This window comes from Streptomyces sp. SAS_272 (assembly GCF_052543235.1).
Map to the genome: position 1 here is coordinate 1 of NZ_JBMNDR010000095.1, position 12,351 is coordinate 12,351.

General features: G+C 71.5%; 7 protein-coding genes. All 7 read right to left on the reverse strand.

Going from position 1 to position 12,351, the window contains the following annotated elements; genetic code table 11:
* Nucleotides 1–245 precede the first annotated feature (245 nt).
* Nucleotides 246–848, reverse strand: a complete 603-nt coding sequence (locus ACN6LD_RS35630) for a sarcosine oxidase subunit gamma (RefSeq protein ID WP_445045323.1) — start codon at nucleotides 846–848, stop codon at nucleotides 246–248.
* Nucleotides 841–4,143, reverse strand: a complete 3,303-nt coding sequence (locus tag ACN6LD_RS35635) for a sarcosine oxidase subunit delta family protein (RefSeq protein ID WP_445045324.1) — start codon at nucleotides 4,141–4,143, stop codon at nucleotides 841–843. Before ACN6LD_RS35635 ends, ACN6LD_RS35630 begins: the two co-directional genes overlap by 8 nt.
* A 38-nt stretch (nucleotides 4,144–4,181) precedes the next feature.
* Complete coding sequence (locus ACN6LD_RS35640; protein ID WP_319187645.1) at nucleotides 4,182–5,414, reverse strand: sarcosine oxidase subunit beta family protein; 1,233 nt, start codon at nucleotides 5,412–5,414, stop codon at nucleotides 4,182–4,184.
* Between the two features lie 142 nt (nucleotides 5,415–5,556).
* On the reverse strand, nucleotides 5,557–7,995 hold the full coding sequence (locus ACN6LD_RS35645) for a GcvT family protein (RefSeq protein WP_319187646.1): 2,439 nt from the start codon (nucleotides 7,993–7,995) through the stop codon (nucleotides 5,557–5,559).
* Nucleotides 7,996–8,264: 269 nt separating this feature from the next.
* Entirely contained in the window at nucleotides 8,265–9,245 is a 981-nt protein-coding gene (locus tag ACN6LD_RS35650; RefSeq protein WP_319187647.1) for an ABC transporter substrate-binding protein, read from the reverse strand.
* A gap of 13 nt (nucleotides 9,246–9,258) precedes the next feature.
* The gene (locus tag ACN6LD_RS35655; protein ID WP_445045325.1) at nucleotides 9,259–11,259 is read right to left on the reverse strand and encodes an ABC transporter permease; all 2,001 of its coding nucleotides are present in this window, start codon (nucleotides 11,257–11,259) and stop codon (nucleotides 9,259–9,261) included.
* The gene (locus ACN6LD_RS35660) at nucleotides 11,256–12,347 is read right to left on the reverse strand and encodes a quaternary amine ABC transporter ATP-binding protein (RefSeq protein ID WP_319187651.1); all 1,092 of its coding nucleotides are present in this window, start codon (nucleotides 12,345–12,347) and stop codon (nucleotides 11,256–11,258) included. The genes ACN6LD_RS35655 and ACN6LD_RS35660 overlap by 4 nt, the downstream gene beginning before the upstream one ends.
* Between the last annotated feature and the right edge of the window lie 4 nt (nucleotides 12,348–12,351).

The following is a 12,351-nucleotide window of genomic DNA, read 5'->3' on the forward strand; positions in this document are numbered from 1 at the left end:
GATCATCTCCAGCGTGGACTGCTGGCGGTGCAGCTCGGCGTCGACCGCGGCCGCGATCTCCGGATCGAGCTCGTGCAGGGACGTGTTCAGGACGGACATCCGCGCTCTCCTCGTGGTGGGACGCAGGGCTCGGCGTGCGCCTCGACAGGGATGGGGTACTGCGGGAACCGGTGGACCGCGAAGGCGGTGAACCACAGGGGTGTGCCGGTGTGCGCCGTGGTGGCCCGATCGCGGAGGCGGCCGCGTCAGAGGTACTCCGTGGCCGCGTCCAGCAGCCAGTCCGCCAGGTAGCCGGCGAACGAGGAGCGGACCAGCACCCAGAAACCGGCCCCGGGGTCGTCCCGGGCTACCAGCACCACCTGCGCGCGGCCCAGCGTCGTCTGCGCGCAGCGTCCCGGTCCGAAGGCGCGCGGATGCAGGTCCAGGGAGCAGCCGTGCGCCAGGACGTCGCGCGCCCGGGGACCGCTGACCAGGAACGTGGTGCGCTGGGCGGAGACGTCGGTGACGGCGACGGGGTCGTCCCCGGCGGCCGCGCGGATCCGGCGCTCCAGGTCCCGCTGCCCGCCGGCGGGGGCCACCAGCAGCCATTCGTCGGGGCCGAGCCACAGCGCGGTCGACCCGCCGGCCCGGGCGACGGCGTTGGGCTCGAGGGGCAACTGCACTCCCAGTGCCAGGCCCACGGCGTCGGCAGCCGAGCCCTTGGCGTCCAGACGTACGTCGAGCTGCGACAGGAAGGGCAGTTCGGCCAGTCGCACCGCGCCCCGCGAGGTACGGGTCGCGGCGGCGAAGCGGGCGGCGCAGGAGGACAGCGGACTGCGGGGCGGGGCGGAGGAGACGGTGTCAGCCATCGCGACGGGCTCCCTCGGGGTCGAAGAGGACGGGGCTTGCGACGGTCACCGGCACCAGCCGGTCCCCCACCGGGGCGTACAGCCGCTCGCCGATGCGGTCACGGCCGCCCTTGATCAGGGCGAGCGCGAAGGTGCGGCCGAGGGCTGCGCTGCGGTAGCTGGAGGTGACATGGCCGAGCATGGGCACGGGCGGGGCCGGCAGCACGCTGTCGGCGACCAGGTGCGTGCCCTCGGGGAGGAAGGCGGCCGGGTCCTCGGGGAGCAGGCCGACCAGCTGCTTGCGGTCCGGGCGCACGGTGTCGGCGCGGGCGAACGAGCGCTTGCCGATGAAGTCGGGCTTCTTCTTCGAGACCGCCCAGCTCATGCCGAGGTCCTGCGGGGTGACCGTGCCGTCGGTGTCCTGGCCGATGATCGGGTAGCCCTTCTCGGCCCGCAGGACGTGCATGGTCTCGGTGCCGTAGGGGGTGATGCCGTACGGGGCGCCGGCCTCGTACAGCGCCTCCCACAGGGCGAGGGCCTGCCACGGTGACACGTTGATCTCGTAGGCCAGTTCGCCGGAGAAGCTGATCCGGCAGACCCGGGCCTCGACGCCGGCGACCGTCGTCTCGCGCCAGGCCATGAACGGGAAGTCGTCGTCGGACACGGCGAGGAGCGGTGCGAGCGAGCCGAGGACGTCGCGGGAGCGGGGGCCGACCAGCGCGACGGTCGCCCACTGTTCGGTCACGGACGTGCAGTGGACCTTCAGTTCGGGCCACTCGGTCTGGAGCCACTCCTCCATCCAGTCCAGGACGGCGGCGGCGTTGCCGGTCGTGGTGGTGACCAGGAAGCGGTCCTGGGCGAGTCGGATGACGGTGCCGTCGTCGAGCATCATGCCGTCGAGGCGGCACATGACGCCGTAGCGGATCATGCCGACCTTCAGGGTGCTCATCATGTTGGTGTAGAGCCGGTCGAGGAAGACGGCGGCGTCCGGCCCCTGCACGTCGATCTTGCCGAGGGTGGAGGCGTCCATGAAGGCCACGCTCTCGCGGGCGGCGGCGCATTCGCGGAGCACGGCGCTCTCCATGTCCTCGCCGTCCTGCGGGTAGTACCAGGGGCGCTTCCACTGGCCGACGTTCTCGAACAGGGCGCCGTGCCCGACGTGCCAGGCGTGCAGGGCCGTCGTGCGGATCGGGTCGTGCAGCGCACCGCGGTCGCGGCCCGCCAGGGCGGCGAAGGAGACCGGCGTGTACGGCGGCCGGAACGTCGTCGTGCCGAGCGCCGACACGTCCACGCCGAGCAGTTCGGCGACGACGCCGCCGGCCAGGACGCCGGAGGTCTTCCCCTGGTCGTTCGCCGTGCCGGCCGTGGTGTAGCGCTTGGTGTGCTCGACCGAGCGCATGCCGGCGCCGGTCGCGCGGGTCAGGTCGTCGACGGTGACGTCTCGTTGCAGGTCGACGAAACGGGGCGCGTCCGGCCGGCCGGGCACGGCGTACACCTGCATCGACGGCGTCGGCCGCGGCTGTGCGGCGACCGCCGGGAGGCGGGGAGTCCGCGGGGTGTGTCCCTCGGCCTCGACGGCGCGGGCGCCGGCCGCCGCGCCCTCGGCCAGCACCGCGGCCAGGTCGAGGACACCGCCCGCGCCGCCCGCCGCCTCGACCGCCTGCCGGCAGGCGTCGGGCACGAACGAGCCCAGCGTCGCGTCGAACCGCAGTCTGCCGCCCGCCTGGCTGAAGAGGTGCGCCACCGGGTTCCAGCCGCCGGAGACCAGCAGCAGGTCGGCCGCGAACTCCCGCTGCCCGACGACCTCTCCGTACGGGGCGACGGTCACGGCGGACAGACGGGATTCGCCCTCGGTGCCGACCACGGCGTGCCCGGTCAGCACCTCGATGCCGGCTGTGCGGGCCCGCTCGGCCCACTCCCCCGCGTCCGGCCGGGTGTCCACGATCGCGGAAACCGTCACGCCGGCCGCGTGCAGATCCAGGGCGGCCGCGTAGGCGCTGTCGTTGGTGGTGAAGACGACCGCGCGGCGGCCGGGCAGCACGCCGTGGCGGTGCAGGTGGGTACGGGCCGAGGCGGCCAGCATCACACCGGGGCGGTCGTTGTCCGCGAAGGCCAGCGAGCGCTCGTGGGCGCCGGTGGCGAGGACGACACGGCGTGCGCGGATCCGCCAGACCCGTTCACGGGACACGTGCGCGGGGGCGTCGGCGCCGAGGTGGTGGGTACGGCGCTCGACGGCGAGGAGATGGTTGTCGTCGTAGTGGCCGAAGACGGTCGTCCGCCGCAGGACGCGTACCTCGGGCGCGGCCTCGACCAGTCCCGTCACCTCCTGCACCCAGTCGAGGTGCTCGCCCGTGCCCAGCAGGCTGCCGCCCGGCTCGGGCCGGTCGTCGGCGAGGATGACCCGCGCTCCGCTGCCCGCCGCCGCGGCGGCCGCCGCGAGGCCGGCCGGGCCCGCGCCTACGACCAGCAGGTCACAGTGGGCGTGCACGGCGTCGTAACGGGCCGGGTCGGGTGTCGTGGCGAGGCGGCCCTGGCCGGGGAGGCTGCTCGCGACCAGGCCGTCGTAGAGCTCGACCGTGGTCGCGGGGAGCATCGGCTCGGGGAACGGGGCCTCGATCTGGACGACCGCGTTGGGTTCCTCGACGCCGGCCGAGAAGACGCCCCGCGGACGGCCGAGCTTGATGCCGGTGCCGGCCTGGACGACACCGTTGGCGAGGAGGGCGGAGGCGAGGGTGTCGCCCCGGTGGCCTTGGTACTCCGTGCCGTCGAAGGTGAAGGTGAGGAGGGTGTCGCGGTCGATCCGGCCTCGGGTGGGGTGGCGGAACGGCTGGGTGGTCCCGCTCCCGCCGCCCCTGCCCGTCCCGTCCTCGAGGGGCTGCGCCCCTTCGTCCCCGGTTCCGGGGGTCGCGCTCCCGGGCCCCCCTGCGGCCCGACCGGTCTCGCCCTCGGGCGCCGGACGGGCTGGTGACGCCGGGCCCGGCTCGGAAGTGGCCGGACCCGGCCCGAAGGCCGCTCCGGCTGACGGCACCGGCCTCGGCTCAGCGGTCGCCGGGCGTTCCTCGCCCGAGCGGTACACCGACAGGATCTCGTTCGTCGAGGTGTCACGGACCGCGTTGAACCAGCGGCGGCAGCCCGCCGAGTGGCTCCAGCGTTCGGCGAACGGGCCCCTGGGGTTGTCACGGAAGAAGAGGTAGCGGGCCCACTCCTCGTCGGTGAGGGCGGACGGGTCCTCGGGGTAGGGCACATGGGCCTGGCCGCCGTAGTGGAACTCGGCCTCGTCGCGGAGCCCGCACCACGGGCAGGGGATGAGCAGCATGGGTTCGGCTCCCGAAGGGTCCAGTGGTCCTGGAGGTTCTAGTGGGCCACCGCGGCCGCGCCGTGCTCGTCGACGAGCGCGCCGGTGGTGAAACGGTCGAGCGAGAAGGGGGCGTTGAGGGGGTGCGGCGTGTCGTGGGCGATGGTGTGGGCGTAGACCGAGCCGACGCCGGGGGTCGCTTTGAAACCGCCGGTGCCCCACCCGCAGTTGAGGTAGAGGTTCTCGACGGGGCTGAGGCCCACGATGGGCGAGGCGTCGGGGCTGACGTCGACGATGCCGCCCCAGGTGCGCAGCACGTGGGCGCGGGCGAAGACCGGGAAGAGCTCCAGGGCCGCCGACATCTGCTCCTCGATGATGTGGAAGGCGCCGCGCTGGGTGTACGAGTTGTACGCGTCGATGCCCGCCCCCATCACCAGTTCGCCCTTGTGCGCCTGGCTGACGTACACGTGGACTGCGTTGGACATGACGACCGTGGGGTGCACCGGCTCCAGCAGCTCGGACACGAGCGCCTGCAACGGGTGGCTCTGCAGCGGGAGTTCGATGCCGGCCATCGCCGCGAGGACCGAGGTGTGTCCCGCCGAGCAGAGCGCCACCTTGCCCGCCGCGACGGGTCCGAGGTTCGTCTGCACGCCCACCACCCGGCCGTCGACCACGTCCAGGCCGGTGACCTCGCAGTTCTGGATGATGTCGACGCCGGCGGCGTCGGCCGAGCGGGCCAGACCCCAGGCGACATGGTCGTGCTTGGCGATGCCGGCGCGCGGCTGGTACGTGCCGCCGAGGACCGGATAGCGCACGTCCGGTGCGGTGTTGACGATCGGGCAGACCTCTTTGACCTGCTCCGCGTCGAGCCATTCGGCGTCCACGCCGTTGAGGCGGTTGGCCTCCACGCGGCGCACGCTGTCGCGGACGTCCTGGAGACTGTGCGCGAGGTTCAGCACGCCGCGCTGGGAGAACAGGATCGGATAGTCGAGCTCCTCCGCCAGGCCCTCCCACAGCTTGAGCGCGTGCTCGTAGATGCCTGCGCTCTCGTCCCACAGGTAGTTGGAGCGGATGATGGTGGTGTTGCGGGCCATGTTGCCGCCCGCGAGCCACCCCTTCTCCAGCACGGCCACATCGGTGATGCCGTGGTTCTTCGCCAGGTAGTGGGCAGTGGCGAGGCCGTGTCCGCCGCCGCCGACGATCACCACGTCGTACGACCGCTTCGGTGCGGGGTTGCGCCACAGCCAGTCGGGGTGTTCGGGAAGCTCGGCGCCGGGTGTGCGGGGGCTCATCGGGCGTCTCCGTGTTCTGCGCGGTGCGGGTACGGCGGGTGTTCGGGCAGCGGCGCGTGCATACGTCCTTCGCGCTCCTCTCGGCGGACGCCGGCTGGTGCAGTCGCCGGCGGTGTCCCTTCCCCCGGGACCGACGTCGGGTTCACCCGCGCAGGCGGGACATGGTGGGGTCGAACAGGGGCTCCTCGGCGACGACCGCTTCGACGCGCCGGTCGAAGTATCCGATGTGCACGGTGGCGCCCGCCGTCGCGAGTTCGGCGGGCAGCCACGCGTAGGCGATGCCCTTGCCGATCGTGTAGCCCCAGGCGGCGCTCGTGACGTAGCCGACGGCGCGGTCGCCGTCGTACACCGGCTCCTTGCCGAGGACGAGTGACTGCGGGTCGTCGATGGTGAGGCAGGTCAGCCTGCGCCGGACGTCGGCCCTGCGGCGCTCCAGGGCGGCCTTGCCGACGAAGTCGTCCTTGTCGGCCTTGACGGCGAAGCCGACGCCGGCCTCGTAGGGGTCGTGCTCGTAGGTCATGTCGGCGCCGAAGGACCGGTAGCCCTTCTCCAGGCGCAGGCTGTTGAAGGCGCCGCGGCCGGCCACGACGCCGCCGAGCGGCCGTGCGGCGCGCCACAGGATGTCCCACAGCTTCCGGCCCTGGTCGGCGGTGGTGTAGAGCTCCCAGCCGAGTTCGCCGACGTAGGACAGCCGCATCGCGGTGACGGGCACCGAGCCGATGTAGGCACGTTTGGCGCGGAAGTACTTCAGGCCGTCGCCCGAGAAGTCCTCGTCCGTCAGAGGCTGGAGCACCTTGCGGGCGAGCGGCCCCCACAGGCCCACGCAGCAGGTGCCGGACGTGATGTCGCGGACCTGGACGGTGCCGTCGGCGGGGAGGTGGCGGGTGAACCAGTCGAGGTCCAGGTTGCCGTTGGCGCCGATCTGGAACAGGTCGGGGGCCAGCCGGGCGACGGTGATGTCGCTGCGGATGCCGCCGTCCTCGTGCAGCAGCAGGGTGTACGTCACGGAGCCGACGGACTTGGCGACCTTGCCGGTGACCAGTCGCTCCAGGAAGGCGGCGGCGCCGGGGCCGGTCACCTCCAGGCGCTTGAGGGCCGTCATGTCGTAGAGGGCGACGGTCTCGCGGGTGATCTGGGCCTCGGCTCCGACGATGGGCGACCAGTACCGCGCGGCCCAGTCGCCGGGTGTGGGGAGGGAACGCCCCTCCACCAGGTGGGCGTTGGCCTCGTACCACTGCGGGCGCTCCCAGCCGTTCGCCTCCAGGAAGAAGGCGCCGTGCTCCTGCTGGCGGGCGTGGAAGGGGCTGGTGCGCATCGGGCGCGGCTTCCCCGAGGGCTGCAGGGGGTGGAGGATGTCGTAGACCTCGACGAAGTTCTGGCAGTCGCGGGCCAGGACGTACTCCGGGGACAGCTGGTGCGCCTCGAAGCGGTTGAGGTCGCACTCGTGCAGGTCGAAGGACGAGCAGTGGCCGTCGACCAGCCACTCTGCCATGGCGCGTCCTACGCCGGCGGAGTGGGTGACCCAGACGGCCTCGGCGACCCAGAAGCCCTTGACGTCCGGCGACTCGCCGAGGAGCGGGAAGTTGTCGGTGGTGAAGGAGAAGAGGCCGTTGATGCCCTCCTCGACCTTGGCCTCCCTGGTCGCGGGGAGCAGCGACTGCGTCTCGGTCCAGGCGTCCTCGAAGTCCTCCTCCGTGAACTTCAGCACCGAGGGCATGGTGTCGGCCTCGTCCACGGAGAGGATGTCGTCGGCGGAGATCGGCATCGGGCGGTGGCCGTAGTAGCCGATGCCGATGCCGTCGAAGCGGTCGCGGTAGTAGAGGTCGGCGTCCTGGTGGCGCAGGATGGGGCGGACCGCCTCCTCGGTCTGGCCGGCCAGCGCGGGCACCGGGCCGGTCCAGGCGAGCTGGTGGGCGAGCGGGGTGAGCGGGAGGTTCAGGCCGGCCATGCGGGCGATCTTCGGGCCCCAGATGCCGGCGCAGCAGACGACGATGTCGGCGGGGATCTCGCCCTGGTCGGTGTGGACGCCGGTGACGCGGCCCTCGCTCTGCCGGACGTCCAGCACCTCGTGGCGGGCCAGGAAGCGCACTCCCCGCGCGGTGGCCCGGCGGATCTGCGCCTCCACGGCGAGGACGGCCTTGGCGAGGCCGTCGGTGGGGACCAGGAGGCCGCCGAGAACCCGCTCCGGGTTCACCAGCGGGTGCTGCTCGACGCACTCCTCGGCGGTGAGCAGCCGGGACTCCACGCCCCAGGCGGCGATCCACCCGTGCCGGCGGTGCAGCTCCGTGAGGCGCTCGGGGGTCGTGGCCACCTCGAGTCCGCCGACCTGGAGGAAGCAGGGCTGTCCGTCGACGTCGAGGGAGCAGAACTTCTCGACGGTGTAGCGGGCCAGCTCGGTCATCGTCTTGGAGGAGTTGGTCTGGAAGACCAGTCCGGGGGCGTGCGAGCTGGAGCCTCCGGTGGCGGGCAGCGGGCCCTGGTCGACCACGGTCACCTCGGTCCAGCCTCGCGCGGAGATCTCGTCCGCGAGTGCCGCGCCCACGACGCCCGCTCCGATGATGACCACTCGGGGTCCCGCCATCGCCGCACCTCCGGTTCGAAAACCTGTTCAGCCGGGCCAGTTGCTTTGTACGCAACTTGATTCAGGTTGCGCAACTCAATGTGCCCGTCGTGCCCGTGGGTGTCAAGAGGTCCGGAGCGTCGGCGGACAGGCCCCGGAACACGGCGGAGAACAGGCCGGGGACCAGGCATGACGACGGGCCGGAAAGAGCGATGCCCGGCGGGCGGTGCGCAACTGTGCGCACCGCCCGCCGGGCATGTCCGACCGGCACCCGTGTCAGGCGTCCCGTGTCACTTGATCCAGGCGTCCACCTTGGCGCGGTTGGCGTCGACCCACTTCTTCGCCGCGGCCTCGGGGGTCATCTTGTCGACCGCGATGTACTTGGCCACGACGTTCTGGTCGTCGTTCGTCCAGTTGAACTTCTTCACCAGGTCGTAGGCCGGGCTGCCGGACTTGGCGAACTTGGCGCTGACGATCTTGTCGAGGTCGTACACCGGGTAGTCGCACGCGATCTTCTCCGCGTCGGCGTCGCAACCCGTCTTGTAGGCGGGCAGGTTCACCTTCACCAGCGGCACCTCGGAGAGGAACCACTGCGGCTCGTAGAAGTAGCCGATCACCCATTCCTTGTTCTTCTCGGCCCTGCGGTAGGCCTGGATGAGCGCGGTCTCGCTGCCCGCGTACACCACCTTGAAGTCCAGCTTCAGGTTCTTCACCAGCGCCTCGTCGTTGGTCACGTACGACGGGTCGCCGTCGAGGAGCTGGCCCTTGCCTCCCGACTCCGAGGTCTTGAAGTTCGCGGCGTACTTGTTCAGGTTGTTCCAGTCGGTGATGTCCGGATGCGCCTTCGCCAGCCACGGCGGCACGTACCAGCCGATGATGCCCTTGTTCCCGGTCGAGCCGGCCTCCACGGCCGTCTTCTGCTGGGTGACGTACTTCTTCTTCAGGTCGTCGTGGCCCCAGTTCTCCAGGACGGCGTCCACTTCGCCCGTCCCGAAGCCCTGCCAGGCGATCTCCTCCTTCAGATCCTTCTTGGTGACCTTGCAGTGGAGGTCGTTCTCCGCGACGTACGCGACGACAGCGGCGTCCGCCTCGTAGCCCACCCACGGGTTGACCGCGAGATTGAAGGCCCCGCACTTGCCCGAGCCGCCCGCGCTGCTGCCGGACTCCGAGGAGCTGTCGCCGACCTTCGCCCCGCCGCAGGCGGTGAGGGTGAGCCCGAGAACCGCCACGCCCACCGCGCCGGTTCTCCAGTGTTTCGCTTGCCTTGCCATGGCCAGTAGCTCCTTACGCGCTGGTACGCCGCGCCGCTGCCTGAGTGATCCGGTCGAACATGACTCCGAGAAGGACGATGGCCAGCCCCGCGGCGAGCCCCTTCCCGTACAGCTGTCCCTGCGAGAAACCGGCCACGACGTCGTAGCCGAGGGCGCCCGCGCCTACCAGGCCGCCCACCACAACCATCGACAGCACGTAGATCAGGCCCTGGTTGGTCGCGAGGGTCAGGGCGCTGCGTGCCATCGGCAGCTGGACCTTGGTGATGATCTGCCAGGTGTCGCACCCGGCGGAGGTGGCCGCCTCCACGGTCGTCGCGGGCACGTTCCGCACCCCGTCCGCGATGATCTTGATGGCGACGGGGGCCGCGTAGACGACGGCGGCGACGATGGCCGTGAAGCGGGTCGCGCCGAACAGCGCGAGGAACGGAACCAGGTAGACGAACGGCGGCATGACCTGTGCCGCGTCCAGGGTGGGCCGCAGCACCCGGTCCACGAGGGGGCTGCGGCCCATCCACACGCCGAACACGACGCCCAGCAGCATCACCAGCACCGTCGCGACGAGGGTCGACGCCAGGGTCGTCATGGCGTCCGACCACATGCCGGTGCCGACCAGCAGGCCGACGCAGACGGCTGTGGTGATGCCGGCCCGCAGGCCCCCGAGCACCGCGCCGAGCGCGACCAGCACCACGCCCACCAGCCACCACGGCGAGTCCGTGAGCAGCGACTGGAAGGGGTTGAGCAGACCGTTGGTGAGCGCGTCGCGGAAGGCGTTGGTGATCCCCGAGAAGTGGTCCTGCACCCAGGTCGTCGCGGAGTCGGCGGCGCTCGCGACGGAACTGCCGAGATCGCCGCCGCCCGGGAACTCCGCCGCCCACAGGAAGGTGTGCGACAGGTAGACCAGGACCGCGGTGACGGCCGCGCCCGCGCCCAGCAGGGGTCGGCGCCAGGCCGAGAGGCGGCTCTGGGAGCGCCGGGCGGCCTGCTCGCGCACGCTGGCGGCGGTGGTGACCCGGTCGAGCACGATCGCCATGACGACGATGGACAGGCCCGCGTTGAAGGCCGTGCCGACGTCGAGCGACTGCAGCGCCTGCACGACGGTCTTGCCGAGGCCCGGCGCGTCGATCAGGGCGGCGATGGTGACCATGGCCAGGGCGGCCATGATCGACTGGTTGACGCCCATCACCACGGTCCGTTTGGACATCGGCAGCAGGACCTTCGTCAGCGCCTGCCGCCGGGTCGCGCCCATCGACTCGGCCGCCTCGACGGTGGTCTCGGGCACGGACCGGATGGCGTGCGCGGTGATGCGGATCGCCGGCGGGGCCGCGTAGACGACCGTGGCGATGGTGGCGGACCCGCCGCCGATGAGGAAGAAGAGCGTCAGCGGGGCGAGGTAGACGAGGGTCGGCATGGTCTGCATGAAGTCCAGGAAGGGCGTCATGATCCGGTGGAACCGGTCGGACACCCCCGCCCACACCCCGAGCGGGATCGCGAACAGCAGCGCCACGAAGACCGAGGACAGGGTCAGCGCCAGGGTGTCCATGCTCTCCTGCCACAGGCCCTGCAGCCCGAAGAAGGTGAAGCCCGCCACCGCCAGCAGCGCCACCCGCCAGTTGCCCACGGCCCACGAGACGTACCCGGCGATGCCGACCACGCCGAGCCAGCCGATCTGGGGGACGGGCCGGACGCCGGACGGCTGCGAGATCAGCTCCTGGACGAACGTCACCAGGGTGTCGATGACGAGACGGATCTCGTTGAAGAAGTAGAGGAAGAGCGGGTTGGTGTCGCGGTTCGCGCCGATCGAGTCGTTGACGTCGTTGAACCACCGGTGCAGATCGGTGAGGTCGGCCGCCGCCAGGGACAGCGTCTGCCTGCCGCGCAGCACGGCGAAGAGCGCCAGCCACAGGACCAGGATCGCGGCGATCAGCAGGGGCCGGCTGACGGTGCGCGCGCTCCTGGCGTGGGCGACCGGCTCCACCGTCCCGGTCTTCTCCGGTTTCTCCACGGCGACGGTCATCGCAGGTCGCCTTCCTGCCCGGCGACCACCGCGAGGATCTCCTCGTCGCCGACCATGCCGAGCAGCTTGCCGTTCTCGACCACCTTGACGGGCTTCTCCGCCGCGAGCACCGCCCGGGTCGCCTCCCGCACCACGACGTCCGGGCCGAGTTCGGGGCCGTCCAGGGGGTCGCCGTCGGCCGGCGGACGCATGATCCAGCGCAGGGTGAGCACGTCCGCGCGGGGCACGTCCTTGACGAACTCGCGCACATAGTCGTCGGCGGGGGCGCCCACGAGCTCGTCGCCGGTGCCGCACTGGACCGTCTTGCCGTCCCGCATGATCAGGATCCGGTCGCCCAGCTTGAGCGCCTCGGACAGGTCGTGGGTGATGAACACCATGGTCTTGCCGACCTCGTGGTGCAGGCGGATGACCTCGTTCTGCATGCCCCGGCGGATCAGCGGGTCGAGCGCCGAGAACGGCTCGTCGAAGAAGAGCACGTCGGGGTCGCCGGCCAGCGCCCGGGCCAGGCCGACACGCTGCTGCATGCCGCCGGAGAGCTGGTCGGGGTAGGAGTTCTCGTAGCCGGCGAGGCCCACCAGTTCGACGACCTCCATGGCCCGCTTGACGCGCTCCGCCCTGCCCATGCCGCGGATCTCCAGGCCGAAGGACACGTTGTCGACCACACGGCGGTGGGGCAGCAGCCCGAAGTGCTGGAAGACCATGGAGAACTTGCGGCGGCGCAGGTCGCGCAGGCGCCCCGGGTCCGCCTGGCGGATGTCCTCGCCCTCGAAGACGATCTCGCCCGCGGTGGGCTCGATCAGCCGGGTCAGACATCGCACCAGGGTGGACTTCCCGGAGCCGGACAGCCCCATGACGACGAAGACCTCGCCGGGCGCCACGTCGAACTCGATGTCGCGCACGGCGGCGGTGCACCCGGTCCGGTCCATGAGCTCGCGGCGGGTGAGACCGCACAGTTCCGCCGAGCCCGGTATCGACTCGGCCTTGGGCCCGAACACCTTCCACAGATTGCGCACGGATATGACCGCTGTGCCGTCCGAGTCCGGGAGCGAGCCACGCCGCTGCGGCGCCTCGGTCTGCGTGGGGGTCACGATC

Coding starts and splice junctions, on each gene's coding strand:
- ACN6LD_RS35630 (WP_445045323.1), bottom strand. CDS start 848: ATGGCTGACACCGTCTCCTCCGCCCCGCCCCGCAGTCCGCTGTCCTCC.
- ACN6LD_RS35635 (WP_445045324.1), bottom strand. CDS start 4,143: ATGCTGCTCATCCCCTGCCCGTGGTGCGGGCTCCGCGACGAGGCCGAG.
- ACN6LD_RS35640 (WP_319187645.1), bottom strand. CDS start 5,414: ATGAGCCCCCGCACACCCGGCGCCGAGCTTCCCGAACACCCCGACTGG.
- ACN6LD_RS35645 (WP_319187646.1), bottom strand. CDS start 7,995: ATGGCGGGACCCCGAGTGGTCATCATCGGAGCGGGCGTCGTGGGCGCG.
- ACN6LD_RS35650 (WP_319187647.1), bottom strand. CDS start 9,245: ATGGCAAGGCAAGCGAAACACTGGAGAACCGGCGCGGTGGGCGTGGCG.
- ACN6LD_RS35655 (WP_445045325.1), bottom strand. CDS start 11,259: ATGACCGTCGCCGTGGAGAAACCGGAGAAGACCGGGACGGTGGAGCCG.